General features: G+C 46.6%; 23 protein-coding genes and 1 pseudogene. 2 read left to right on the top strand and 22 right to left on the bottom strand.

Features of this window, described 5'->3' with window-relative positions:
- Positions 1–29: 29 nt before the first annotated feature.
- Both ICN20_RS07845 and ICN20_RS07840 read right to left on the bottom strand, forming a co-directional pair.
- On the bottom strand, positions 30–716 hold the full coding sequence (locus ICN20_RS07845; protein WP_216239329.1) for a dienelactone hydrolase family protein: 687 nt from the start codon (positions 714–716) through the stop codon (positions 30–32).
- Positions 717–725: 9 nt separating this feature from the next.
- On the bottom strand, positions 726–1,958 hold the full coding sequence (locus ICN20_RS07840) for an MFS transporter (RefSeq protein WP_216239327.1): 1,233 nt from the start codon (positions 1,956–1,958) through the stop codon (positions 726–728).
- A 90-nt stretch (positions 1,959–2,048) separates the two neighbouring features.
- Here ICN20_RS07840 and ICN20_RS07835 point away from each other — a divergent pair, with 90 nt between their 5' ends.
- Positions 2,049–2,564: a hypothetical protein gene (locus tag ICN20_RS07835; RefSeq protein ID WP_216239326.1), complete on the top strand. Its 516-nt coding sequence runs from the start codon at positions 2,049–2,051 to the stop codon at positions 2,562–2,564.
- Here the strand turns inward: ICN20_RS07835 and ICN20_RS07830 are convergent.
- The 15 genes from ICN20_RS07830 to ndk all read right to left on the bottom strand — a co-directional run bounded on the left by ICN20_RS07830 (position 2,551) and on the right by ndk (position 19,688).
- On the bottom strand, positions 2,551–3,045 hold the full coding sequence (locus ICN20_RS07830) for a hypothetical protein (RefSeq protein ID WP_216239324.1): 495 nt from the start codon (positions 3,043–3,045) through the stop codon (positions 2,551–2,553). The genes ICN20_RS07835 and ICN20_RS07830 overlap by 14 nt on opposite strands.
- Before the next feature lie 83 nt (positions 3,046–3,128).
- A complete protein-coding gene (locus tag ICN20_RS07825; RefSeq protein ID WP_216239322.1) occupies positions 3,129–5,345 on the bottom strand; it encodes a malate synthase G in 2,217 nt (738 codons plus the stop codon).
- 66 nt (positions 5,346–5,411) lie between these two features.
- Entirely contained in the window at positions 5,412–6,752 is a 1,341-nt protein-coding gene (locus ICN20_RS07820; RefSeq protein ID WP_216239321.1) for an adenylosuccinate synthase, read from the bottom strand.
- Between the two features lie 82 nt (positions 6,753–6,834).
- Positions 6,835–7,998 (bottom strand): ATP phosphoribosyltransferase regulatory subunit, encoded by a 1,164-nt coding sequence (locus ICN20_RS07815; protein WP_216239319.1) that lies wholly within the window; start codon positions 7,996–7,998, stop codon positions 6,835–6,837.
- A gap of 20 nt (positions 7,999–8,018) precedes the next feature.
- Positions 8,019–8,888 carry a protease modulator HflC gene (gene hflC, locus ICN20_RS07810; protein WP_216239318.1) on the bottom strand — a complete coding sequence of 290 codons (870 nt, stop codon included), beginning with the start codon at positions 8,886–8,888 and terminating at the stop codon, positions 8,019–8,021.
- Positions 8,888–10,411 carry an FtsH protease activity modulator HflK gene (hflK, locus tag ICN20_RS07805; RefSeq protein WP_216239317.1) on the bottom strand — a complete coding sequence of 508 codons (1,524 nt, stop codon included), beginning with the start codon at positions 10,409–10,411 and terminating at the stop codon, positions 8,888–8,890. Before hflK ends, hflC begins: the two co-directional genes overlap by 1 nt.
- Positions 10,401–11,606 (bottom strand): GTPase HflX, encoded by a 1,206-nt coding sequence (gene hflX, locus ICN20_RS07800; protein ID WP_216240378.1) that lies wholly within the window; start codon positions 11,604–11,606, stop codon positions 10,401–10,403. Before hflX ends, hflK begins: the two co-directional genes overlap by 11 nt.
- 28 nt (positions 11,607–11,634) lie before the next feature.
- Positions 11,635–11,886, bottom strand: a complete 252-nt coding sequence (hfq, locus tag ICN20_RS07795) for an RNA chaperone Hfq (RefSeq protein ID WP_072582173.1) — start codon at positions 11,884–11,886, stop codon at positions 11,635–11,637.
- Positions 11,887–12,089: 203 nt separating this feature from the next.
- Positions 12,090–13,454 carry a ribosome biogenesis GTPase Der gene (der, locus tag ICN20_RS07790; protein WP_216239315.1) on the bottom strand — a complete coding sequence of 455 codons (1,365 nt, stop codon included), beginning with the start codon at positions 13,452–13,454 and terminating at the stop codon, positions 12,090–12,092.
- A complete protein-coding gene (gene bamB, locus ICN20_RS07785) occupies positions 13,451–14,620 on the bottom strand; it encodes an outer membrane protein assembly factor BamB (RefSeq protein ID WP_255534691.1) in 1,170 nt (389 codons plus the stop codon). Before bamB ends, der begins: the two co-directional genes overlap by 4 nt.
- The gene (locus ICN20_RS07780) at positions 14,620–15,279 is read right to left on the bottom strand and encodes a tetratricopeptide repeat protein (RefSeq protein WP_216239313.1); all 660 of its coding nucleotides are present in this window, start codon (positions 15,277–15,279) and stop codon (positions 14,620–14,622) included. Before ICN20_RS07780 ends, bamB begins: the two co-directional genes overlap by 1 nt.
- 58 nt (positions 15,280–15,337) lie before the next feature.
- Positions 15,338–16,678, bottom strand: a complete 1,341-nt coding sequence (gene hisS / locus ICN20_RS07775) for a histidine--tRNA ligase (RefSeq protein ID WP_216239312.1) — start codon at positions 16,676–16,678, stop codon at positions 15,338–15,340.
- A 38-nt stretch (positions 16,679–16,716) separates the two neighbouring features.
- A complete protein-coding gene (gene ispG / locus ICN20_RS07770; RefSeq protein ID WP_216239311.1) occupies positions 16,717–17,985 on the bottom strand; it encodes a flavodoxin-dependent (E)-4-hydroxy-3-methylbut-2-enyl-diphosphate synthase in 1,269 nt (422 codons plus the stop codon).
- Positions 17,986–18,007: 22 nt separating this feature from the next.
- A complete protein-coding gene (gene rlmN, locus ICN20_RS07765; RefSeq protein ID WP_216239310.1) occupies positions 18,008–19,216 on the bottom strand; it encodes a 23S rRNA (adenine(2503)-C(2))-methyltransferase RlmN in 1,209 nt (402 codons plus the stop codon).
- 46 nt (positions 19,217–19,262) lie between these two features.
- The gene (ndk, locus tag ICN20_RS07760; protein WP_071465494.1) at positions 19,263–19,688 is read right to left on the bottom strand and encodes a nucleoside-diphosphate kinase; all 426 of its coding nucleotides are present in this window, start codon (positions 19,686–19,688) and stop codon (positions 19,263–19,265) included.
- 260 nt (positions 19,689–19,948) lie between these two features.
- Here ndk and ICN20_RS07755 point away from each other — a divergent pair, with 260 nt between their 5' ends.
- Positions 19,949–20,650, top strand: a complete 702-nt coding sequence (locus tag ICN20_RS07755) for a Bax inhibitor-1 family protein (protein WP_216239309.1) — start codon at positions 19,949–19,951, stop codon at positions 20,648–20,650.
- A gap of 343 nt (positions 20,651–20,993) precedes the next feature.
- On the opposite strand, the gene rlmD is transcribed toward ICN20_RS07755, so the two are convergent.
- From rlmD to surE, 5 genes and pseudogenes are all read right to left on the bottom strand, one after another.
- A complete protein-coding gene (rlmD, locus tag ICN20_RS07750) occupies positions 20,994–22,421 on the bottom strand; it encodes a 23S rRNA (uracil(1939)-C(5))-methyltransferase RlmD (protein WP_216239307.1) in 1,428 nt (475 codons plus the stop codon).
- On the bottom strand, positions 22,414–23,235 hold the full coding sequence (locus ICN20_RS07745) for a 3'-5' exonuclease (protein ID WP_216239305.1): 822 nt from the start codon (positions 23,233–23,235) through the stop codon (positions 22,414–22,416). The genes rlmD and ICN20_RS07745 overlap by 8 nt, the downstream gene beginning before the upstream one ends.
- A gap of 17 nt (positions 23,236–23,252) precedes the next feature.
- The gene (locus tag ICN20_RS07740) at positions 23,253–24,038 is read right to left on the bottom strand and encodes a peptidoglycan DD-metalloendopeptidase family protein (RefSeq protein WP_216239303.1); all 786 of its coding nucleotides are present in this window, start codon (positions 24,036–24,038) and stop codon (positions 23,253–23,255) included.
- 37 nt (positions 24,039–24,075) lie between these two features.
- Positions 24,076–24,699 (bottom strand): annotated as a pseudogene (locus ICN20_RS07735) (protein-L-isoaspartate(D-aspartate) O-methyltransferase); the annotation flags it as partial.
- A gap of 29 nt (positions 24,700–24,728) precedes the next feature.
- The gene (gene surE, locus ICN20_RS07730) at positions 24,729–25,523 is read right to left on the bottom strand and encodes a 5'/3'-nucleotidase SurE (protein ID WP_216239300.1); all 795 of its coding nucleotides are present in this window, start codon (positions 25,521–25,523) and stop codon (positions 24,729–24,731) included.
- Positions 25,524–25,540 lie beyond the last annotated feature (17 nt).

Below are 25,540 nucleotides of genomic sequence, written 5' to 3'. Positions count from 1 at the left end.
CTATGTTAATTACAGACAAAAAGGTTTATCTAGCTGTTAATATATTTTTGCAAGAAATTGAGGGTTCGATCCCAGGCGAGCTTGGCCGCTTCATCGTTGTACTTCAGTGGCGGCAAGTCACGAGAATCGGACTTGGGGTTTGCAAAGGCATGCTTCGTATCGTAGCGATGAAATTCATAATTGACGCCTGCTGCTTTTAATTTTTCCTCAAGCTGATCTACGCCTGCGATCGGGAAAAACTCATCATGCAAGGCCCAATGCCCGAGCATCGGCTTAGTGATGGCTTCAGCATTAACGTAATCAAGCGGTGGGTTGCCGTACCAAACAATAGAGCCATCTAACTCTGGCACATTACATGCCGCCAGAATAGTTAAGGCACCGCCCATGCAGAAGCCGGTCACAGCAACCTTTTTGCTGCCAGTAGCTTTTAAGTACTGAACAGCACCACGAATATCTTGTCCGGCGGCATCACCAAAATTGAGATCACCCATTAAATGCTCAGCCTCATTAGCCTCCAAGGCTAACTTACCGCGATACAAATCTGGAACTAGAGCGCGATAACCCGCTTTAGCCAGCCGATCAGCAACGGCTTTAACTTCTTCATCGAGACCCCACCACTCCTGAATAACGACCACCCCAGGGGCGTTTGCTTTATCGCTTGGCTCTGCCAAGTAACCATTTAATAACTGCCCATCGGGTCTTTTAAATTCAATCATAGGAACTCCTTATGCTTTTTTCGTATCAGAATGAATATATCCTACCAGCCAGAATGTCAGCAATCCACAAATGGCTGCGCCATAGCCGACCAAGTTGTAATGCTCCATCTTTCCATCCGGCGTAATGGTAACGATCAGGCCCGCAACAACGGATGCAATTCCAGAAGCTAGCATCTGAGTTGAGCCTACTAGACTCATAAAGGTTCCCCGGATCTTTGGCTCCACAAGCTGACTCACAATCGCCATGGCTGGGATCATGCGCCCTGAAATTAAGATAAAAAATGATGTCGAATTAATCAAGACAACCCAAAGGGGAACCGGCACAAGATTGGTTGTCACTATCAGAGGTATTAAGCTGACAATCGCCAGAATTCTAAATACCCGCACTTTGCCATATTTATCGGCCATTTGACCTATTAACCTTGAACTCATTAGAGTGGCAATGCCACCACATAGATAAATTAAAGAAATGTAGGAATTGGCAACGCCGATATTAGAAGTGAGAAACAGGGCAATATAGGGAATCACTGAGAATCCAGTGATCATAATTAGCCCCATAAACACAAATGCGCGCGCATGTTTGTGTGCAATCAGAATGTCATAGATTTGTCTAAAGCGACTACCCTCCTGGACGTGATGCAAATGTCCAGAAATTTTAGGGATATAGCGATATCCAATAAACAAAATCAATATAGAGATGAGGCCAATAAACATAAAAGGGGCACGCCAACCTAAAAAGCTAATGTGGTTTGCTAAAAACAAACTTAAAGGCACGCCAGCAACAGTTGAAACCGAGAAAGCAGCCATGACTGTACCCAGCGCTTTCCCTCTACGTTCAAAAGGAATGGAATCAGCAACAATCGTCTGCACTAATGATCCTAAGATGCCTCCGAAGGCACCTGCGCAGGCACGGGCAATAAATAGCATGTGATAGTTTTGGGCAAACCCACAGGCTATGGTTGCAATAATGAAGCAAACATATAAACGAAGAAGCAATTGCCTCCGTTCAAATCGATCAATGTAATAGGTAGCAAATACGCCTGCGATTGCAGCAGCAAAAGTATAAGAAGATAGCAATAAACCAAATTGATGCGTATTAATATTGAGCACCCGAATGAACTCAGGCCCCAAAGGCATCATGATCATGAAATCTAAGATATGGGTGAACTGAATACCCGCCAATGAAAACAAAAAGAAGCGTTCTTTCTTCTTTGTTTCGATGGCATGCGTGGTGTTAATCAAGGGCTACTTTACATGGGCTATTCAATATGACATTATCATCCCTGATGAAGATGTTTGCCTATCTAATCCTTTTGAAGATCCAGCCAATTTATGCCTATCTCCACTGAAGTCATCATCCAGTCCTCCATAGCTGGCATCCCACTTCTGCCGCTCATAAGAGATGCGCTTTATGGGTTGCTGGGTCTCATTATGGTCATTGCCTTTCATGGCGGCCTGATTAATTACGTCATGATTCGCTTTGAGAGATTAACCAATCAAAATCTGAAGAAGAAGCAATACGACCGCGTTTTTTATCACTTCTACTCCTCCTTTTTAATCATCGCCCTTATCCATCTTACGGAAATTATCATCTGGACCGTTTATATCACCCAACTCAAATTAATTGATGATGGTTTACAAACCCTGCTCTTCGTTGGAAGTTGCTACACCACAGTAGGCTTCGTCTCAGACATCCTGCCAACTGGCTGGAAAAGTCTTGCCTTCTTTATTTCTTTTTCGGGATTATTCTCAATCGCATGGACTACTTCCACAATGATTGGAATGACGGGCACCTTTAAGGCAGCCTGGAACATCAAGCATCACCAGAAAGATCCTAGCGCTTCTTAATGTAGTAGCCATAGACACAACGACTGCCACCCCTAGATGGATCATGCGTGTCATGAATTACCCCATCAATAATTGCAGTGAGATGTTTGGAAACCTTGGCAATCAGTATTGCCTTGGGTAGCTCCTCTGGTCGTAGGTGAACTTGGCAGCCTGCTCCTACTTTCATGGTGGGCACCCATTCAAAACCAAGGCCCAAAATATAGTCGTGAAATACATTGCGATGGTTGCCATTTCTGGGGGATGAACCTTTAGCGCTAAGCCTCTTTGCTAAGCGATCATTCTTGAGTTGGGCGTAGTTCTCATTTGCAAGCCTTAAATCTTCATACACCTGCATGTAGGGAAGATCTGCAGCAATGGCAATGGATCTCACAACACAATCCCCCGCTCCACCTTTAAATCCAGCCTTCTCCCTGCCGCCATCATTCAATTGAAATGGAAACTGGGAATGCGCTTTGGAGAAAGGGTTTAGAAATCCGAACATGCTCAATAGTTAATAAGTTGCGACCAATAAAAAATGGATTTGCTTTGTGGGCAAATCCATTTTTATCTAGGGCGTTGGCTAAATTACTTAGCGTGCGCCTTCTTGACCTCTAAACGCCAAGCATGCAACAAAGGCTCGGTGTAACCGTTAGGCTGCTCAAGTCCTTTGAAAATCAGATCGCTAGCCGCTTTATAGGCATATGAATCTTTGTAGTTAGGCATCATTGGTTGATACAAAGAATCGCCAGCATTTTGACCATCAACCACTTTAGCCATACGTTGCAAAGTTTCGTTTACTTGATCAGCAGTCACAATGCCATTGAGCAACCAGTTAGCAATATGCTGGCTGGAGATACGCAAAGTCGCACGGTCTTCCATCAAACCTACGTTATGAATATCAGGAACCTTGGAACAACCAACGCCTTGATCAATCCAACGCACTACATATCCTAAGATACCTTGGCAGTTGTTATCCAACTCTTGCTGAATTTCTTCCTTAGACCAGTTGGCCTTTTCAACTACCGGAATAGTCAGTAAATCATTGATCAATGCTTCAGCTTCAGCCTGCGTATCGAGCTTTTCCATTTCTTTTTGGAGCTCTGCTACGTTTACTTGATGGTAGTGAAGCGCGTGCAAGGTAGCTGCCGTTGGTGATGGCACCCATGCAGTATTTGCACCTGCTTTAGGATGAACAATCTTCTGCTCAACCATAGCCTTCATCATGTCCGGCATTGCCCACATCCCTTTACCGATTTGAGCGCGACCACGTAAGCCACAATCCAAACCTGCAAAAACGTTACGACGCTCATAAGCAGATAACCACTTGCTGGTTTTCATATCGCCTTTGCGCATCATTGGACCTGCATACATTGCTGTATGCATTTCATCGCCAGTGCGATCCAAGAAGCCAGTATTAATAAAGGCTACACGTGCACCTGCAGCAGCAATGGCTGCCTTGATGTTGGCACTCATACGACGCTCTTCATCCATGATGCCGAGCTTGACGGTATCAGCTGGTAAGCCGAGTAATTTCTCAACGCGACCAAACAATTCACCTGCAAAAGCCACTTCTTCAGGGCTATGCATTTTTGGCTTCACAATATATACAGAACCCTTGCGAGTATTACCAATCGCTTGGCTTGCTGGGCGATTGATGTCATACAAGGCAATCAATACTGTTACTACTGCATCTAAGATGCCTTCGTAAATCTCTTTGCCTTCACCAGTAATGATGGCTGGGTTAGTCATCAAATGACCAACGTTACGGAGGAACAAGAGTGAACGGCCATGCAACGTAACGATGCCGTCTTTTGCATCAACAGCGCCGATGCCAGCTTTGTACTTACGATCTGGGTTAAGAGCGCGCGTAATTGTCTTGTCGCCCTTCTTCACTTCCTCAACCAATGTACCCTTCAGAATTCCTAGCCAGTTTTCATAAGCAAGAACCTTGTCATCACCATCTACTGCAGCAATAGAATCTTCCAAATCCAAGATCGTAGAAAGTGCTGCCTCAAGAACTACGTCATTGATGCCAGCAGGATCACTTGCACCGATCGTTTTGCTCTTGTTGATTTCAATATCAATGTGCACGCCGTTATTGCGCAACAAGATAGAGCTTGGAGCTGCTGCATCACCTTGGTAACCCACAAACTGCTTCTCATCAGCTAAACCAGTAGAAGTGCCATCTTTTAACTTGACGGACAACTTATTGCCGTCTACTGAGTAAGCTACTGAATCACGGTGTGACCCTTTAGCCAATGGAGCCGCTTGATCTAAGAAATTACGGGCATAAGCAACTACTTTTGCACCACGAATTGGGTTGTAGGCACCTGCCTTGGTAGCGCCATCCTCTTCAGAAAGGACATCAGTACCGTAGAGAGCATCGTACAAAGAACCCCAGCGTGCATTGGCAGCATTTAACGCATAACGTGCATTCAATACTGGAACTACTAATTGAGGGCCAGCTTGAAGTGCCAACTCATCATCTACATTCTGAGTTGTAGCGGTAATTTTTCCTGGGACATCAACCAAGTAATCAATTTCCTTTAAGAACTTACGATATGCAGGCATATCTGTGATTGGGCCTGGATTAGCTTGGTGCCACTTATCCAAATCCAATTGAATGCGATCACGCTTAGCAAGCAATGCATCATTTTTAGGGGTTAGGTCCTTAACAATCTCATCAAAGCCTTTCCAAAAATCGGCACTCTTAATACCGGTGCCTGGAAGTACTTTGTCTTCGATAAATCGATATAAAGGGGTTGCCACTTGGAGGCTATTGCAGGTAGTGCGCGCAGTCATGTTGATATCTTCGTAAACAAAAAGTTAATAAATTGGGTAGTTAAATACTGAATCGATTATTTTCCATCAATCCTGAAATGGATGCTGGAGGAGGATGGTTTCATCACGCTCTGGGCCTGTAGATACCATAGCGATTGGCTTGCCTGCAACTTCCTCAATACGGCGTAGGAAGTTTTGTGCCTCGACTGGAAGCTTGTTCCACTCACGAATACCAAAAGTCGTTCCCTTCCAGCCAGGGAAATCTTCATAGATTGGCTGGCAGCGAGCAACGGATTCTGCACCGCGTGGCAATACATCTAACTTCTGACCATCCAAGTTGTAGCCAACGCATAAACGAATCGTTTCGAAACCATCAAGAACATCCAGCTTGGTGATGCAAAGGCCAGATAAACCGTTGATCTGAATGGAGCGTTTCAATGCAGCAGCATCCAACCAGCCTGTACGGCGTGGTCGCCCGGTAACAGAACCAAACTCTTTACCAACTTCAGCCAAACGAACACCAACCGGATCCTGCTTAGCAGGATTGTCATGATCGTAGAGTTCGCTTGGGAATGGGCCAGCGCCTACGCGTGTGCAGTAGGCTTTGGTAATACCCAAGATGTATTGCAATGAGTCTGGACCAACACCTGAACCAGCAGCAGCGTTACCTGCTACGCAGTTACTGGAAGTGACATATGGATAAGTACCGTGATCGATATCGAGCAATGTTCCCTGCGCACCTTCGAATAACAAATTCTGGCCAGATTGCTCGGCAGCATATAAAGCGCTAGAGACATCTACCACCATAGGCTTCAGGCGCTCAGCGTAAGACATTGCCTCAGCTAGTGTTTTTTCATAATTTACTGGTTCAGCGCCATAGTAATTGGTGAGCATGAAATTGTGATATTCCAAGTTTTCACGCAACTGCTCTGCAAATTTTTCTGGGTAGAACAAATCTTGAACGCGCAATGCACGGCGCGCTACTTTGTCTTCATATGCTGGCCCAATACCGCGACCAGTAGTGCCAATCTTTGCCTCGCCACGCTTTTTCTCACGCGCATGGTCAATCGCCACGTGATACGGAAGAATCAAAGTGGTTGCTTCTGAGATCTTCAATCGCGATTGCACATCTAAACCGGCAGACTCAAGCTCACCAATTTCTTTGAAGAGCGCCTCTGGCGAGAGAACCACGCCATTACCGATGTAGCAGATTACATTTTTATGCATGATTCCAGAAGGAATCAAACGCAGAATAGTCTTCTTGTCGCCAATGATGAGGGTATGACCTGCATTGTGGCCACCTTGGAAGCGAACCACCGCTTGCGCGTGATCAGTCAACCAATCAACTACCTTACCTTTGCCTTCATCACCCCACTGGGTGCCAATGACAACTACGTTACGACCTTTAGTTTGCTGCTTTGAAGACATAGTGAAATCCAAAAAGATAATTACAAAATAAGTTAACTGCTTAATGCCAAATGTATTGCTTTATTTCCGCTGTACTTTTAATTTACTTCTTCTTTACTTCCCAAGAGTTACCCTGCTTGATCAACTCTCGATCGCATTCATATTCAGCAGCTTCCACTGTCGTGCCCGCTGGAATCTGTATAACCACCTCGCCCTTACTTCTCAGGGTTGCGATGACCGTACTTAATTCAGCATCTTCAATCCAAGGCGCCAAGATAGCCAACTTGCGGATACTCAATGGCGATAAATTCGCTAGAGTTAATAGATCTAAAGAAAAGCCCGTTGCAGGACGTGGACGACCAAAGGCTTGGCCCACATGGTCATAGCGTCCGCCTCTTGCGATTGGTTGTGGGAACTGGTCAACATAAGCGGCAAACATGACACCACTGTGATACTGGTAGCCACGCAAATCAGCCAGATCAATACTGAGTTCTAAAGTGCTAGATAACTTCGCTACAGCAGAAACCAAACGCCCAAGATCTGCCAAGGCCTGATCAATTGCTGCATGCTTAGGCAATACTTTCTGAGCATTTGCCAATACTTCAGAGCAAGGACCATTGAGCTCAGTCAATGCCATCAGTGCTTGAGCAACCTTTGGAGGTAAGCAAGTCGCCCATTGACTCAGGCGAGGACGATCCTTGCTTTGCAAGAGACTATATAAAGTTTCGACAGTTACTTGATCTAAGTTCTGACCATCCAAGATTCCAGCCAGAATGCCAGCGTGCGACAAATCTAGATACACCTTCTTAATGCCAGCAATAGAAAGGGTTTTTAGCAATAAGGTAATTGCCTCAAGATCAGCTTCCCAGGTTGCGCACCCATAAATCTCGGCGCCAAGCTGTAATTCTTCGCGCGCTGAGCTGCCAACCGGGGTGCGAGCGTGTGCCACAGATCCGGCATAACAAAGACGGGTAACGCCAGCGCGATTTAATAGGTGGGCATCGATGCGAGCCACTTGCGGAGTCATGTCTGCACGTAAACCTAATGTGCGACCAGACAACTGGTCTACCAGCTTGAATGTTTGCAGATTGAGATCGGAGCCAGTGCCAGTCAACAAAGAATCCAAGAACTCCAGAATCGGCGGGGCAACCAACTCATACCCATAAGACTGATACAAGTCCAAGACGGCACGACGCAAAGACTCAACCTTGCGAGCCTCAGCAGGCAAAACATCTGCAATATCTTCAGGAAGTAACCAGCGATTCATGATGTGAACTATTTGCTTTCTTATTTTTTGTGCAGGAACTTGAAGAACTCGCCATTCGGCTCAACCACCATGATGTCCTTCTTATCCTTAAAGGAGCTTCTATACGCTTCCAGGCTTTGATAGAACTGAGCAAATTGTGGATCGCGCCCGAATGCTTCTGCATAAAGTGCAGTGGCCTTAGCATCCCCTGCCCCTTTAATCTTTTGGGCATCACGATAAGCTTCTGCCAAGATCGTGTCACGTTGACGTTCTGCATTTGCGCGAATCTTGTCAGACTCTGCTGCGCCCATAGAACGCAACTCATTGGCTACACGTTTACGCTCTGCTTCCATGCGACGATAAACAGAGTCGCTGATCTCCGCTAAAAGGTCAACACGCTTTAAGCGAACATCAACAATTTCAACGCCGATGTCAGAGGCATCATCAGCAACTTTCTTGCGAATACCCTGCATCACTTCTTCGCGCTGATCAGAAATCAACTCACGAACAGTGCGCTTGGTGAACTCTTCATTCAGGGCTGAACGAACTAACTGAGTTAAGCGGTCTTGCGCCAAACGCTCATCACCTTTAAAGCTAATAAAGAACTTACGTGGATCGACAATGCGCCATTTCACATAAGAGTCTACTAATAAGTTTTTCTTTTCAGCAGTAATGAAGCGCTCTGCTTCCGGATTATCAATCGTCAAAATACGACGGTCAAAGAAGCGAACACTCTCAAATGGGGCTGGGAGCTTCACCTGAATTCCCGGCTGCTCAATCACGCGAACAATCTGCCCGAATGAGAACACCACAGCAAACTTACGTTGATCCACCACAAAAACGCTGGAAGACAAAACGTAGATCAGCGCAATAAAGCCAATGCCAGCTGCAATTAAACGATTAGCATTCATTATCTGGACTCCCGATCACGACTACGGAGACCATCGCGTTTATCTGCAGCGCTATTCGTTACTGGCGCTACAGGAGCAGAGGTAGAGGCAGAAGACGAGCTTGCAGGATTTGTATTTGTACCTGTTGCACCACCAACCGTAACGCTACCAGTTGGAGTGGTTGCGCCTGAAGAACTTGTTTGTGCACTGGCCGCTTGAGCGCTTTCCGCACTGACTTGCGCAACGATCTTATCGAGCGGGAGATATAACAAGCTATTGCTCTTGGTGGTATCAACCAAGATCTTGGTAACGTTGTTGTACATCTCACGCATGCTATCGATATACATGCGATCACGAGTCACTTGAGGCGCCTTAGAGTATTCAACCAAGATCTGCTTAAAGCGTGTGGCATCACCCTCAGCGGTAGCCACTACACGGGCCTTATAACCCTCCGCCTCTTGAATCAGGCGAGCTGCTGTACCTTTGGCGCGCGGAATAATATCGTTGGCATAGGCCTGACCTTCGCTCTTCAAACGCTCTTGGTCTTGCCCTGCTTTGACAGCATCATCAAACGCAGCCTGAACCTGTTCTGGGGGCTGAACATTTTGTACGGTCACACTAGTTACGTAGATGCCCGTTTTGTAACTGTCCAAAATCTTTTGTATTGAATTGGCTAAATCAATACCAATTTTTTCACGGCCTTCGTATAAGACGGTATCCATCTTGCTACGAGCAACAATTTCACGCACTGCTGTTTCGGCAGCTTGCACTACCGCCGCATCGGGATCGCGGTTATTGAATAAATAATCAGTAGGATCCTTCAAGCGATATTGCACAGCAAAGCGTACGTCGATGATGTTTTCATCTTCAGTAAGCATTGAAGAATCTTTTTGATTGGTAGCCTTGATTAATACAGGGCGCCCTACTTCTACAGAGCGAACTCCTGATAGGTTCACAGTCTCTTCAGACTGAATCGGCCAAGGCATACGCCAGTTAATACCTGGCTTAGCGGTGTAATCGTACTTACCAAAAGTAAGGATGACGCCAGCTTGACCTTCTTGAATAATGAAGAAGCCACTGCAAACCCACATAAAGAAGACAACCGCTCCAGCAATCAGAAAGCTCGCCTTAGAGCCAAATGGATTGCTGAAATTAAAGTTAGGTGCGCTGATACCACCATTGCCACCGCCGCCACTACCGCCACCATTGCCGCGCTGTGAAGGCGGCGGAATATCAGTACTACTGGGTTTATTCGCTGGCTTGCTAGCGGGGTTACTTGTTGCGCCAGGCTTCTTCTTACCACCAAAGATGCCAGCAATTCTGTCATTGAAATCACGCCACAACTCATCCAAATCCGGCGGGCCATCTGGCTTGGTTACAGGGTTTGTTGGTTTTGCATCTACTGGCTGGTTAGTTTCTGGATCTACTTTTGGAGCTTGACCTTCTGCCTGCCCATCTTTGGCATCCTTGGATCCACCAGAATTGTGGCTATTGCCCCAACCTGGATCATTCACCGAAAAAAGGTCTAGAAATTTACGCGTCATTAGATAAATAGCTTCGGTTGGCAATCGGATTAAATTCAGAAGTTTCTGGTCGTTCAGGTAAAGGTTCTAAAAACTCATCCGGGGCCAATTGCTTCTTGGCACGGTTGTGCTCGACCCTTATTCTATCAGTCATTTGAGAGCATTCGGCTAGGGCCGAGCGAAGTAAATCAAGGCCTAAGCCCGTCTTGGCTGACAGGAAAACCTGGCTTGGAAAGCCCTGCCCATCTCGCTCTAAAACAGCCCCACGGGTGAAGGTTTGGGGCATTTGGTCGATCTTATTCATGATCTCGATACGAGGGATGTCATCAGCCCCAATTTCCTCCAAAACAGCCTCAACTTCAGCCTTTTGCTCCCTGGCGACGGGGCTACAGGCATCAATAACATGCAAAATGAGGTCCGCATGGATGGTTTCGTCCAAAGTTGCCCTAAAGGCCTCCACCAGCTGATGAGGCAAATCCCGGATAAAACCCACCGTATCAGAGACCACAATCGACCCAACTCCGTCCAGATGGACTTTTCTAGAAGTGGTATCTAGGGTGGCAAACAGCTGATCAGCAGCATAAGTCCCTGCTTTGGTTAGGGCATTAAATAAGGTCGATTTACCGGCATTGGTATACCCAACCAAAGAGACCGAGAAAACATCTTTGCGATTGCGGGCTCGTCTTTGAGTTCTTTGTTGGCGCTGGAGTTTTTCTAACTCATTTTCTAAGCGCTTGGCTTTGGTGGCTAGCATACGGCGATCCAACTCCATTTGAGTTTCACCAGGACCGCCACGCACACCAATACCACCACGTTGTCTCTCTAAGTGACTCCAGGCTCTAACCAAACGAGACATGCGATAGCGCACTTGCGCCAGCTCAACCTGTGTCTTACCGATATGACTTTGCGCTCTTTGGCTAAAGATATCCAAAATCAAACCGGTGCGGTCCATCACATGAAAACCAATATGGCGCTCTAAATTGCGTTGCTGAGTTGGGGAGAGTGGATGATTGAAGATGGCCAGTTCTGCGCCCTGCTCTTCCATTACTCGCTTGAGTTCATTCGCCTTGCCTGAGCCGATAAACAAAGCGGGGTCAGTTCTTCCCTTGCGGGCAATAACAGTGGCTGCGGGTATAGAGCCTGCGCTATCAGCCAACAGGCTGAGCTCGGCCATGCTATCTGCAAAGTCTTCGCGTCCCGTGTCTACACCAACCAGAACAGCGCGTGCCGCATCTACTCCGGTTTTATACAGGGCTAGCTTCTTCTAAACGAAAATCAATCGCACGAGCAGGAACGATCGTCGAGATTGCATGTTTGTAAACCATCTGCGTCACCGTATTACGCAAGAGCACAACATATTGATCAAAAGATTCAATATTGCCTTGCAACTTAATGCCATTTACGAGATAGATCGAAACAGGAACATGCTCTTTGCGCAAAGCATTGAGGAACGGATCCTGAAGCAATTGAATTTTGTTGGGGTTGCTATTACTCATACTGCTCCTTATTTATCTTTTGATAACTACTTTTTTTGGGAGTCTTGCTTTTTTTATTCAATATTCATTTTCACTGCACATGACTAAATACATACTGCTCAATGCAAACTACCGGAACCAGCGACTCTTCAAGCTCTCTATATTGGGCTGATTTTCTAAAAAATCAAGCCCAATTCGGCATGAGCTTGAAAGCTTAGCCCAAATTAGCGCTTTTTGCCCTTTTTACCCTTATCGTCATCAACGTAAGGGTTTTTAGCGGTATTCATCTGAATCCGTAAAGGCGTACCGCGCAATTTAAAGACATCCCTAAAGCGACCTTCCAAGTATCGCTTGTAGCTATCAGTCACCCCACTCAAGGATGTGCCATGAATGACCACAATTGGGGGATTCATGCCCCCTTGGTGGGCATAGCGTAATTTTGGACGGCCCATACCAACCCGTTTTGGCTGCTGATGCTCGATAGCCTCTTGCAAGATTCGGGTTAAACGTGGGGTTGGTAGCTTTGCCATCGCTGCGGCATAAGCAGAGTCCACATCCTTAAAGAGATCCTTAAGACCTGTACCCTTTTTGGCGGAGATCGGATGAACGTTTGCAAAATCCAGAAAGCGTAGTTTTTGTGCGATCTCTAAGCGAGCGCGCTCTTTAACGTAAGCATCTAGACCATCCCACTTATTCACTGCAACTACTAATGCGCGCCCAGCCTCAACGATAAATCCAGCAATGTGTGCATCTTGCTCGGAAATATCTTGCTGGGCATCCAGCATCAAAATCACCACATTACAGTCAGCAATTGCTTGCAATGTTTTTACCACCGAGAACTTCTCAATGGCTTCGAATACTTTACCGCGGCGACGCAGGCCTGCAGTGTCAACCAAGATATAGGGCTTGCCGTTGCGCTCAAAGGGCACTTCGATCGCATCACGTGTAGTGCCCGGCATGTCAAAGGCAATCACGCGCTCTTCACCGATCAACTTATTGATCAATGTAGATTTACCAACGTTTGGACGACCCACTACCGCAATCTTCATTGGGCGATTAGGATCGTTGGCTAATTCGTCTTCATCTGGCTCTGCAATGCCTAGAGAATCTAATGCGTCATCAATCAGACCACGCACACCATCGCCATGCGCAGATGAAATTGGGAAAGGTTCACCCAAACCAAGCTCATGAAAGTCTGCAGTGACAACGCCAGCCTGCATACCCTCAGTTTTATTTACCGCCAGAATGACTGGTCTTCCAGTCTTACGTAAGAAATCGGCAATCACCCGATCCTGAGGCGCCATACCTAAGCGACCATCAACCAAGAAAATCACAATGTCAGATTCGGCAACTGCTTGCTTAGTTTGTTTTGCCATTTCGGCGACGATGCCGGTCTTCGCTACTGGCTCAAAACCGCCGGTATCTACGCAGATAAATGCGCGCTCGCCGATGCGGCCCTTGCCATAGTGGCGATCTCTGGTTAAACCAGAAAAGTCGGCCACCAATGCATCACGAGAACGCGTTAAGCGATTAAAGAGGGTCGACTTCCCCACATTAGGACGGCCGACGATAGTGATAACTGGATTCATTTTGGACTGTACGCCGCTATTTTTCCACCTTGAGATTGAACCAAGATGAGGCCACCTACCGCAATGGGGGCAGCCGAGATTGGACTACTGTCGTGACGAATACGCGCAACCATCTCGCCATTCGCCTGTGAAAATGCATGGATATAACCTTGAGCGTCACCCATCAACAAAACTCTGCCAACTGCAAGTGACTCACCTACATCACGGAATGTCAGCTGCGTATTTTCCCAAACTTGGGTACCGTCTTTGGTCGCAAAAGCAGTGACATAGGATTTGTCGTTTGCCGAGAAAACCATATCGGAACTTTGTGAGGTACCGGTATAACTTGAATAATCCTTAAACCAGAGAAGGCTGCCAGTACGGGCTTGGCCGCAACCAACACGGCCCTGATAAGAAACTGCACAGATAATATCGCCTTCCATACTAGGTTTAGCAGTGACATCGTTCAAGCGCTCGATTTCAGAAAAGCCTTTAGGAAAGGACACCGGGGTTTCCCAAACTAAGCCGCCATTCGCAATTGCAATCATGCCAAAACGACCGCCTGCAAAACCAGTGACAATCACTTCGTTATTAATAGCTAACATGCCATAGCCCACGCGCAATGACAAAGCAGACTGCTGACGCTGATAAGTCCACTTACGTGCGCCAGTTTGCGCATCCAATCCAATGAAACGATTGTCAAGTGCACGCACAACTACTACTCCAGCAGCAACTACGGGCTCACTTAATACTTCACTGCCAACACTCACATTCCAAATAGGCTTGCCAGTATCGTCATAGGCATAAACCATGCCTTTAGTACTCACCGCAACAGTAGTGCGTCCATCCGAGCCAGGGCCAACAGATAAGCGATCAGGCACGGATACTTCCCACGTTTTATTGCCTGACACTAAATCGATCCTAGCCAAGTTCCCACGGTGGGAGGCTACATATACCGCATCGCCAGCAACGATCGGATGAAAGTTAAAGGTTTCCGATGATCCAATGCTGTTTGACCATACTGGTCGAAGATCAAATTGATTGGTAACTGCCGCTAATTCAGCAGGCTTTCTGACCTTTGAACTACCGGAGCAAGCAACTAGAGCAATTACCGCGGAACCCAACACTAAGGCAGTGCCTATGCGCATCGGCAAACGCTTCATTTCTTTAGTCATCACTTTAGTCATCACTGAGCAACTCCTCCAACGGCATCCAATTTAACCTTTAAGAGACGGCGCGCCTCTTCAGGAAATTCCTTGGCTTGGTCTAACTTTTTCCAAGCCTCTTGATAACTTTCTTTAGCTTGTTCATTTTTCTTTTGCGCCAAATACCAATCACCACGACGCTCAAGCCATAAAGACTCAAAACCAGCAATAGGCTTTTCTTTCAAAATTTGATCGGCTTCTGCAAAATCTTTTTCAGAGCCCAGTTCAATCAATTGAGTCACTAAGCGCAATTTAGCCAAAGCAAGATAGCCATCATTTGATGCATTCTTAGAGGCCCAACGTAAATAATCTAAAGCCTTTGCGCTATCGCCTGCATCCGATGCAATACGCGCAGCGATCAAACTAGACATTGCCGCATAAGGAGTGCGTCCAAAGTCTTTTTGCAAATCGTCAGTTGCGCGCAAAGTCTGATCCTTATCGCCTTTTGCAATTGCACCCACCATCGTTTCATAAAGCTTAGAAGCTTCAAGTGACTGACTATTGCGCCACCACTGATATCCGCTGTAAGCAGCGTAAGCGAATAAGGCGGCTGTTACTACCCCAGTAATGATGTTGCGGTACTTTTGCCAAAACGCTTTGAATTGGTCTAATTGTTCTTGTTCTTCTAGATCTAAAGGCATGTCAATCCAAACTCACTAATGGGTAATTAAAAGGTAATTTATAAGTAATTGCTTAATTCTATTCGGAGGCGCCAACCAGGGCATCAATAACTGCCCCCAAGACATCGTCCAAAGGAACGGATTTCTGCTCCCCCGTGCCACGTAAGTCCTTGAGCGCTGCCTCATTCCCAGCCAATTCATCAGGGCCAATAATGACTGCAAAGGCTGCCCCACTGCTGTCAGCCTTCTTCATTTGGGACTTAAAGCTGGCTGATTGACCATCTGGAGGACAGAAAAGAACGGTATCAATACCTGCACTACGGAGACGCTCAGCAATAATCATGGCGGCAGTTAAGGTCTCGCCACCTTGATGCAAAACAAAGATATCGCATTGAGCCTGAGCTTCAGGCAAGGATCCAGAGACCTTCATCAACTCGAGCACGCGTTCCATGCCCATTGCCCAACCACAAGCAGGCGCTGCTTTGCCACCCATGCGCTCAATTAACGGGTCATAACGTCCCCCGCCGGCAATCGTGCCTTGAGCACCTAATTCATCGGTAACCCACTCAAATACAGTGAGGTTGTAATAATCCAAGCCACGCACTAAACGAGGATTGATTTTGCAAGGGATGTTATTTGCCTTGATTAAAGCCTGTACTGCATTGAAGTGCTTGAGCGACTCTTCACCCAAGAAATCCAATAGCTTTGGCGCACCTTCGATCAATGCCTGCATTTCTGGGTTTTTAGAATCCAGAATACGTAATGGGTTTGAGATTAGGCGTCGCTGTGAATCTTCATCGAGTTGTGATTTGTTTTGCTCAAAGTAAGTCACCAATGCAGCGCGATGTTGAGCGCGCTCAGGAGCTTGACCTAGAGAGTTAATCTCCAAGCGTACGCCCTTCAAACCCAATTCGTCCCAGAGGCGTTGGCCCATGAGAATGATTTCCGCATCGATATCAGGACCGGCAAAACCTAAGGCCTCAACACCAAACTGGTGAAACTGACGATAACGACCACGCTGTGGACGCTCGTGACGGAACATCGGTCCGGTGTACCAAAGGCGCTTAGGGCCTTCGTAAATTAAATTGTTTTCAATGACGGATCGCACTAACGCAGCAGTACCTTCGGGACGCAAGGTGAGTTGCTCACCATTGAGGCGATCTTCAAAGGAATACATTTCTTTTTCAACGATATCGGTGACTTCGCCGATACCACGCTGAAATACTGCAGTTGCTTCAACGATTGGCGTTCTCAAAAATTCATAACCATAAGCACGCGTTAGATCACGCAGGACATGCTCAAGATGTGCCCACTGCGCTGCATCCGCAGGTAGCAAATCATTCATCCCGCGAACGCCATTGATCTTCTGGACCTTAGCTTGCCCCGCTTGTGCTTTGATGTCTTTATTTTGATCGGTCATTTTTATTATTGTTTTGCTTTTGCTTTTCTTAAACTTACTTAACCCTTGGCGGCGTAATTTTGCTTAACGTACTCGTCAACGATTACCTGAAACTCTTCGGCAATTTTCTCACCACGCAGTGTTTTTACTTTAACTCCATCTACAAATACCGGTGCAGCTGGAGTTTCACCTGTTCCTGGCAATGAAATACCAATATTGGCATGCTTACTCTCACCTGGGCCATTGACGATGCACCCCATCACGGCAACATTCATATTCTCAACGCCAGGATGGGTTTTCTTCCAAACCGGCATTTGTTGATGCAAATACGATTGAATATTGGCTGCCAATTCCTGGAATGTTGTGCTGGTGGTTCTTCCACAACCAGGGCAAGCAATCACCATTGGCGTGAAATTGCGTAAGCCCATGGTTTGCAGTATTTCTTGGGCGACGATGACTTCGTTCTCACGGGGAGCGCCTGGGTCAGGTGTCAATGAAACACGAATCGTATCGCCAATACCTTCTTGCAACAAGATACCCATCGCTGCTGTAGAGGAAACAATTCCCTTGCTACCCATGCCTGCTTCGGTTAAACCTAAATGCAATGGGTAGTCTGAGCGACGTGAGAGATCACGATACACAGCCACTAAATCTTGAACATTACTAACCTTGCATGAAAGCAAAATTTGATCGGGATTCATTCCCAACTCAACTGCTTTTTCTGCGGACTGCAACGCTGACTGAATTAAGGCTTCAATCATTACCTCTTGCGCAGTTTTTGGAACTGCTAAGGCCGCATTGCTATCCATGATGGACGCTAAGAGCTCTTGGTCTAAGCTTCCCCAGTTCACACCAATACGAATGGGCTTGTCATATCTGCAGGCAGCTTCAATCATTTGCGCAAATTGGGGGTCGCGCTTGGCGCCCTTACCAACATTACCTGGGTTGATACGATACTTAGAGAGCGCTTTTGCGCAATCTGGAAAATCATTCAATAAGGTGTGACCGTTGTAATGGAAGTCGCCGATCAAGGGCACCAACACGTCCATCTTATCTAGCTGTTCGCGAATATAAGGAACGGCAGCGGCTGCCTCTGGTGTATTGACAGTAATACGCACCATCTCCGAACCTGCACGGGCTAATTCTTTTACTTGAATTGCAGTGCCAATAGCATCGGCCGTATCGGTATTGGTCATTGACTGCACACGAACTGGTGCATCACCACCAACAGTAATGATGTTGGTCTTCCATGCAACAGTTGCCTGGCGAGTTGCTCGCTTAGGGGATGGTCCTAACGGTAGAGGTGGTAATAAATTATTAGAGCTCATTGAAATAATCGGGATCTAATCTTTAGTTTAATTTTTTGAGCCACTCAATGGGGTGCTCATTTGACCGCTCATCGGATTCCACTTCTTCGATTTCGATCTCAGCACTATGGACATCACGCTCACGAACCCTAGTGCGATCCACTACATCTCCCGCCAATTGACCACAGGCGGCAGCGATATCATCCCCGCGAGTCTTACGAACTGTGGCAACCATACCTGCATCTAACAGGATGCCAGCGAAAGCATTTACGCGCTGAGCTGAGGAACGCTTTAGACCAGATTCTGGAAATGGATTAAATGGAATGAGGTTGATCTTGCACTTAATATTTCTCAGCAAGCGAACCAACTCTTTAGCCTGAATATCAGAATCATTGACGCCATCGAGCATGCAATATTCAAAGGTTAAGAAATCTCTTGGTGCAAACGGTAAGTAACGCTCACAAGCATCTAGTAATTCACGTAAAGGATATTTTTGATTGAGTGGTACCAATTGATCACGCAATGCATCATTCGGTGCATGCAAAGATACTGCTAGTGCCACTGGACAATCTTGCGCAAGGCGATCAATCATCGGTACAACGCCCGATGTTGATACCGTTACGCGACGACGTGATAAACCATACGCCCTATCGTCGAGCATCAAACGCAATGCAGAAACAACGTTGTCGTAGTTCAGCAACGGTTCGCCCATACCCATCATCACCACATTGGAGATGACGCGACCGGTGTGCTCCCAACCTGGAGTTGGAAACTTTTCTATCCTGCGAATAGCCAGAGGGTCATTGCGCAAAAGATGTTCGGCAAACCAAAGTTGTCCGATGATTTCACCAGAAGTCAGGTTGCGTGAGAAGCCTTGATGCCCAGTTGAGCAAAAACGACAATTGACTGCGCAGCCTGCCTGAGAAGAGATGCACAGAGTGCCTCTATCATCCTCAGGAATAAAAACGGACTCGACCGCATTACCAGCACCTACGTCCAGCAACCACTTGCGGGTACCGTCTGCGGCGTGCTCATCTTTGATAACGGGGAGAGAAAGTACTTCTGCTTTATCTAGCAAAGTTGCTCTAAAGCTTTTAGCTAAATCACTCATGTCATTAATGTTGCCTACACCGCGTTGGTGTATCCACTGCATGAGTTGCTTCGCCCTGAAGGGCTTTTCATTCAACCCCGCGACATACGCTGCCATTTGGTCAGCGTCAAAATCTAAGAGATTTACGCGCGGGGAGGTCAATGCGCCTACTTATATATTAAATAGGTTATTCGTTAGCAATCGTGGATTAACGATTGAAAACATTCATGCCAGGGAAGAAGAAAGCAACTTCCACAGCAGCTGTTTCAGGAGCGTCAGAACCGTGAACTGCGTTTGCATCGATGCTGTCAGCGAAGTCAGCACGGATTGTGCCTTTTTCTGCCTTCTTAGGATCGGTAGCGCCCATCAAGTCACGATTCTTAGCAATAGCGCCTTCGCCTTGCAACACTTGAATCATTACAGGACCAGAGATCATGAAGCTCACCAAGTCTTTGAAGAAAGGACGATCTTTATGAACGCCATAGAACTGCTCGGCTTCATTCTGTGACAAATGCGCCATTCTGGAAGCAATGATCTTCAAACCAGCAGACTCAAAACGGTCATAGATTTTGCCGATGACGTTTTTAGCGACAGCATCAGGTTTGATAATAGAAAGGGTGCGTTCAATTGCCATGCAAGACTCCAATAGTGATTTCAAAGGTATTTGCCAGGAAAGGTCAATAAAGCACCCCACTCCAGCGACCCCCGAATTATACATTGCTTGACCGTATTTACCCCTATGTCCGTAGGGCTAAGCCCTTGAATTTACAGGGCATAAGCCTTCAATTTGTAGGTCTTTTCTATGGAGACTTGAAATTAGGGCATTTTGTCTATACTTACTCTCAACAGCCCTTTGTGGGCTCTTGTAATAACAATGAAAAAGAAGGAGTCAATATGAGTGATCTGAACTCTTACGGCTTTGGCCAAACCGGCTCAATTAGCACCGTCCAGGTACGCAACCGCGTACTCCGCAATACTTACGCCCTTTTAGCGCTCTCCATGGTTCCAACTGTGATCGGTGCTTGGCTCGGGGTTGCAATGGGGCTAGACCTGTTCTCCGGTAGCCCATTTATTGGCTTTATCGTATTTATGGCGGTTGCGTTTGGCTTCTTCTGGGCAATTGAAAAGAATAAAGATACCGGTGTAGGCGTACTTTTACTCCTGGGCTTTACCTTCTTCATGGGCATCATGATGTCTCGCTTAATTGGCTACACATTAAATAGCTATAGCAACGGTGCCACCCTCATCATGCTGTCCTTCGGCGGAACAGCTGCAATCTTCGCCGCTATGGCAACGATTGCTACTGTAAGTAAAAGTGATTTTGCCGGCATGGGTAAATGGTTGATGGTTGGCGTTCTGCTGTTGATCGTGGCTTCCCTGGCAAACATCTGGTTACAGCTGCCTGCTTTGATGTTGACTGTAATGGTCTTGGCTATCGCCATCTTCTCAGCATTCATTTTGGTTGACGTACAACGCGTCATCAATGGTGGTGAAACCAATTACATCATGGCTACTTTAGCTATCTATTTGGATGTATATAACGTATTTACCAACTTACTTGCTCTGTTGGGCATTGTTGGTGGTAATCGAGATTAAGAGGGATTAATACACACTAAGATCTTTAGTGTGTTGTTCTCATAAGGCGCCTGCGGGCGCCTTTTTCTTTTCTGCTTATAGCTAAATAATTAGGTCGCTACAAACATACTCACAGCATAAGACAGTGCCATCAAAATCAATAAGAGGGCAAAACTATCTGAGGCTTTCATGATCCACTCCTAGTAGTTAATGAATATGTAGGCATTCAAGAAACTTCTACCTACAAGTTCAATCTACTCTTCTGTAAGACAAGCACTCCGACCTCATGCACTCTAAATATGCTTAATGCACTTATTTTGGGCAGAAATTATAGAAAACGATTCTAAATCAGGGATTTGCAGCATTACTGACGGTCAAATACCGCCATAGACTCCACATGGGAAGTGTGAGGAAACATATTAATAATGCCTGCACTGCTTAAGGTATATCCCGCCTGGTGGCACAAGATCTCGACATCTCTCGCTAAGGTTTTGGGATTACAAGAGACGTACACAATGCGTTGCGGCAGTAAATCACTTTGCTGCAAATGCAATTCTGCAAGTGCCTTGCAAATCTCCATCGCACCTTCACGCGGTGGATCCATTAGCCAACGCTCTGCTTTACCCCACGACGCAATGGTTTCTGTTGTGACTAGAAATAAATCACTTTGCATGAAGCTAGCTTTATCAACCAAGCCATTATGTTCTGCATTGGCTTTTGCTCGAGTCGTCAAACTCTCTAAGCCTTCAATCCCTAAAACTTGTTTTGCTTTTCTCGCGAGGGGTAGTGTGAAATTACCAATGCCACAAAATAAATCGAGCACACGATCCGTTGACTTCACTTCTAGCAAGCGAATCGCCCTACTCACTAACGCGCGATTCATCATGTGATTTACCTGTGTGAAATCCGCAGGCTTAAATGGCATCTCAATCTCAAATTCTGGTAAGCGGTAGCAGAGCTTGCCAGTCTCTGGATAAAACGGCGCTACGGTCTCTATGCCCTTGGGCTGCAGCCATATCCAAACCTGATGCTCATCAGCAAATGCCCGCAAGAGCTGTTCGTCTTCTGCTGTTAGTGGCTTGAGATTCCGGAATACTAAAGCGGTAACCGGCTTATTTTTCTTGGGGTCATCAGAGTTAGGGTCTTCTGGTTCACCAACCGCAATCTCAATCTGAGGCATGCGATCGACAATGGATAAACCCATTACCAATTTACGCATCTCTGGCAATAAATCCGATACATGCTTGGGCAAGATCTCGCATGCCAGCATATCAGCCACATAACCACTCTTGCCTTCATGAAAGCCGATGAGTACCGTGCCTTTTTTAATGGAGCGATTTACAGCACTTAAGCGCGCGCGGTGACGGTACTCCCAAGTGGGCCCTCCCATTGGGCGCAGAATTTCTTGCGGCTTTACTTTCGCGATATGTTGCAGGTCATCTTCGAGTACACGCTGCTTCATAGCCACTTGAGCACGAATATCTAAGTGCTGCATCGTGCAGCCACCACAAACGCCAAAGGCTTTGCATTTCGGCTCCGCTCTAAATACTGCGGGCTTAAGAATGCTACGTACTTTAGCTTTGCTAAAACGGGCTTTATCGCTGGTGATGGTGTAAGTCACCAACTCGGTTGGCAATGCGCCTTTGATAAAGATGACCTTACCGCTTTGACCTTGAGCGGCCTCTTCCTCATTAGGGGCTAGACGAGCAATTCCCTGGGCATCTAAATCTAGTGCTTCAACTTTAATTGGCTCGGCAACTTCAATGTTGACCGGCTTATCCCCTCTACGCATCCGCTGCAAAACCCTGAAGGTACTCTTGCCATTGACCACCATTGGGTTCTTTGGATTCTGTTTCGAGATAGGCTTTTACAAAATCAATTTCCTCTTGATATTCCTCAAGAGAAAAGCCGCCACGCAGCAACTGAAAGCGGCAATACATTAAATATGTATTAACCACATCGGTTTCGCAGTAGCGACGGATGTCATTGATCTTGCCATCTTGATAAGCAGGCCATACTTGGCTACCATCCATACCCATCTTGCCTGGGAAACCACAGAGCTTGGCTAAACCATCCAATGGTGCATTAGCTCGGCCATTAAATTTGGCTAGCAGGTCCATCATATCGAGATGGCGCATGTGATAACGGCTGATGTAGTTGTTCCACTTAAATTCACGGCTATCAGAGTCTTGACTCTCACCCATCTCCCAATAACGCGGCGCTTGCACATGATTAGCCAAAGCGCGATAGTGCAAAACTGGCAAATCAAAGCCGCTTCCATTCCAAGAAACCAGTTGGGGGGTATATTTTTCAACCAGATCAAAGAAGGCTTGTATTAAGACCTTCTCGTCATCTTGTGGAGTTCCTAGGGTGCCAACTTTAATTTGGGGCAAGCCCTCTTTGGTTGTTCTGCGAATGACACAAGAAATGGCAACAATCTTTTGTAGAAATAGGGGCAGAAATTCACTACCGGTTTTAGCGGCTCGATCTGCCATAGCTTTTGCAGCTACTTCGGAGTCACTCATGGAATCTGGATAGTCTTCCAGGCGACGCAAACCCGCTACATCTGGAATAGTTTCAATGTCGAATACGAGTACAGTGGCCATGCGTACTTACTACAGCATCACTGCAGATATGGCGTTGGATTAACTGGTTTACCGTTAACGCGCAACTCAAAATGTAATCTAGGTGAGGCGGCGTCTGTATCACCCATCTCAGCAATTTTTTGACCCTTACGCACGGCATCACCCTCTTTTACCAAGAGCTTGCTGTTGTGGGCATAAGCAGTGAGGTAGGTATTGTCATGCTTAACAATCACCAGATTGCCATAACCACGCAAACTATTGCCCGCATAAACTACTTTGCCATCAGATGCCGCTATAACGGACTCTCCAACCTTACCCGCAATATCGATACCTTTATTGGTTTCACTGAATTCGCCAGTGACCTTACCTTTAGCGGGCCAAGATAAACGAATGCCCGGCTCTGCAACGACTTCTGTTTTTGCAATCTCAGGAGTAGATGGGGTTGCTGGCACCTGTGTTTGTACTGGTGTAACTAATTTATCAGTAGCTGATTTTTTCTCAATCACTTGCGCCGACTTAGAACCAGCGGGAGCCTTGATTAAGATCAAGTCACCAACCTCGATGACATTAGGATTGAAGCTCGGATTGGCTGCCTTATTCCACTGAACTACATCGCGTGGCGCTTGTCCGTTATCCAAAGCAATGCGGGCCAGGGTATCGCCCTTTTTAACCCGATAGTAACCAGCGGGCGTTGGCTCAACTGAACCACCGCTTCGATCAGTGACGCTTGCAGGCTTAGAGCGTGGTGTCGAGCACCCCACCAGCAACATCAAAGATGCCGAGATAAATACAATGAAGAAGCTTTTAGATAAAGTGTGTGACATCAAATTGGGTTCTGAATTAGTGAATTCACCATCATTCTCATACTACCCCTGATTGTAAGGGGACAAAAAAGACCTCGTCCAGCACGGTTCTTTGATAGCGCTGGGAGCTCATTCGCTCAACCATCACCAGTTGCTGCTCTTTCTCATTTTTAGCGACTGGCGCAACCAAACGCCCTCCAATCGATAACTGATCTAACAAAGCATCCGGAATACCTAAACCTGCCGCTGCCAAGATAATTCCATCAAATGGGGCTGCCTGAGGTAAGCCCAAAATACCATCACCATAGATTAGGCGTAGATTATTAATTCGAAATGGGCGCAACTTCGCTCTAGCCATGTCATGCAACGGACGAATACGCTCGATGGAGTAAACCTCATCTGCCAATAAACTCAAGACGGCAGCTTGGTAACCACAGCCAGTACCTATCTCCAAAACCTTACCGAGTTTATGTTTTGGCTTATGAAGTAATTCAATCATGCGCGCCACTACGGATGGCTTAGAAATAGTTTGCTCATGCCCAATGGGGAGTGCAGTGTCTTCATAGGCTTGTGGATGCAAACCTGCGTCCATAAATGCATGCCTAGGAACTGTGGCAATAGCCTCTAGAGTTTTACCGTGCTTTACGCCACCAGCATGCACTTTTGCAGCCAGGGCCTGCCGATAGGCAGCAAAGCGTTCGGTGGGTGCCTTCAACCGCGATCCCAACCATTGGCACGCATTGCAGCTAAGCGTGCATGGTGTGTTAAATCCAGCTGCATTGGAGTAATAGAAATACACCCCTGCGCAATCGCATGAAAGTCTGTACCTTCAGAACCTTCTTTGACATCACCTGCAGCACCAATCCAATAGATCTTCTCGCCGCGAGGGCTATCTTGCACTACTACCGGCTGTGAATGATGCCGATTACCTAAGCGAGTAACCCGCCAACGATATAAGTCAGCATAGGGACGATTGGGAATATTGACATTGAGTAGTGTTGCTACCCCATCAGCATGATTTTTGCTTAAAGCAGAAACCAGCATTTGAGCCACAACATCATGCGCAGCTTTAGCGGCATCTTCAATGCGATTCCAGCCACGATCAATTTGTGAGAAAGCAATACCGGGCACGCCAAACATGACACCCTCCACCGCAGCAGCAACAGTGCCAGAGTAGAGCGTATCTTCACCCATATTCTCACCTTGATTAATTCCGGAGATCACAAGATCAGGCTTCTCATCCAAAAAACCCGTCATGGCAACGTGCACACAATCTGTGGGTGTGCCATTGATGAAGAAAAAGCCATCACGCTCACCACCAGCTACGCGATGAATCGAGAGGGGCCTAGAAAGCGTTAATGAGTTGGATGCGCCACTGTGGTTCTGCTCGGGAGCAATCACAGTAATACGACCCAAAGGACGCACCGCTTCTACTAAAGCCAATAAGCCAGGAGCTAAATAGCCATCATCATTGGAAACCAAGATGTGAGGTTGACGATTGCTCATAAAAATTGGCTTTCTGA

This window comes from Polynucleobacter sp. JS-Polo-80-F4 (assembly GCF_018881965.1).
Classification (GTDB): Bacteria; Pseudomonadota; Gammaproteobacteria; order Burkholderiales; family Burkholderiaceae; genus Polynucleobacter.
The sequence above is the reverse complement of the archived record's forward strand: the minus strand, read 5'-3'. Positions and strand labels throughout refer to the sequence as shown.

What these genes read in the sequence shown, in the direction of transcription:
- ICN20_RS07845 (WP_216239329.1), bottom strand. Translation starts at nt 716, where the DNA reads ATGATTGAATTTAAAAGACCCGATGGGCAGTTATTAAATGGTTACTTG.
- ndk (WP_071465494.1), bottom strand. Translation starts at nt 19,688, where the DNA reads ATGGCAATTGAACGCACCCTTTCTATTATCAAACCTGATGCTGTCGCT.
- rlmD (WP_216239307.1), bottom strand. Translation starts at nt 22,421, where the DNA reads ATGCGTAGAGGGGATAAGCCGGTCAACATTGAAGTTGCCGAGCCAATT.
- ispG (WP_216239311.1), bottom strand. Translation starts at nt 17,985, where the DNA reads ATGAGCTCTAATAATTTATTACCACCTCTACCGTTAGGACCATCCCCT.
- ICN20_RS07745 (WP_216239305.1), bottom strand. Translation starts at nt 23,235, where the DNA reads ATGGCCACTGTACTCGTATTCGACATTGAAACTATTCCAGATGTAGCG.
- ICN20_RS07815 (WP_216239319.1), bottom strand. Translation starts at nt 7,998, where the DNA reads ATGAATCGCTGGTTACTTCCTGAAGATATTGCAGATGTTTTGCCTGCT.
- ICN20_RS07820 (WP_216239321.1), bottom strand. Translation starts at nt 6,752, where the DNA reads ATGTCTTCAAAGCAGCAAACTAAAGGTCGTAACGTAGTTGTCATTGGC.
- ICN20_RS07830 (WP_216239324.1), bottom strand. Translation starts at nt 3,045, where the DNA reads ATGTTCGGATTTCTAAACCCTTTCTCCAAAGCGCATTCCCAGTTTCCA.
- surE (WP_216239300.1), bottom strand. Translation starts at nt 25,523, where the DNA reads ATGAGCAATCGTCAACCTCACATCTTGGTTTCCAATGATGATGGCTAT.
- bamB (WP_255534691.1), bottom strand. Translation starts at nt 14,620, where the DNA reads ATGACTAAAGTGATGACTAAAGAAATGAAGCGTTTGCCGATGCGCATA.
- hfq (WP_072582173.1), bottom strand. Translation starts at nt 11,886, where the DNA reads ATGAGTAATAGCAACCCCAACAAAATTCAATTGCTTCAGGATCCGTTC.
- ICN20_RS07755 (WP_216239309.1), top strand. Translation starts at nt 19,949, where the DNA reads ATGAGTGATCTGAACTCTTACGGCTTTGGCCAAACCGGCTCAATTAGC.
- der (WP_216239315.1), bottom strand. Translation starts at nt 13,454, where the DNA reads ATGAATCCAGTTATCACTATCGTCGGCCGTCCTAATGTGGGGAAGTCG.
- hisS (WP_216239312.1), bottom strand. Translation starts at nt 16,678, where the DNA reads ATGACCGATCAAAATAAAGACATCAAAGCACAAGCGGGGCAAGCTAAG.
- ICN20_RS07740 (WP_216239303.1), bottom strand. Translation starts at nt 24,038, where the DNA reads ATGTCACACACTTTATCTAAAAGCTTCTTCATTGTATTTATCTCGGCA.
- ICN20_RS07780 (WP_216239313.1), bottom strand. Translation starts at nt 15,279, where the DNA reads ATGCCTTTAGATCTAGAAGAACAAGAACAATTAGACCAATTCAAAGCG.
- ICN20_RS07825 (WP_216239322.1), bottom strand. Translation starts at nt 5,345, where the DNA reads ATGACTGCGCGCACTACCTGCAATAGCCTCCAAGTGGCAACCCCTTTA.
- ICN20_RS07835 (WP_216239326.1), top strand. Translation starts at nt 2,049, where the DNA reads ATGCCTATCTCCACTGAAGTCATCATCCAGTCCTCCATAGCTGGCATC.
- hflK (WP_216239317.1), bottom strand. Translation starts at nt 10,411, where the DNA reads ATGACGCGTAAATTTCTAGACCTTTTTTCGGTGAATGATCCAGGTTGG.
- hflC (WP_216239318.1), bottom strand. Translation starts at nt 8,888, where the DNA reads ATGAATGCTAATCGTTTAATTGCAGCTGGCATTGGCTTTATTGCGCTG.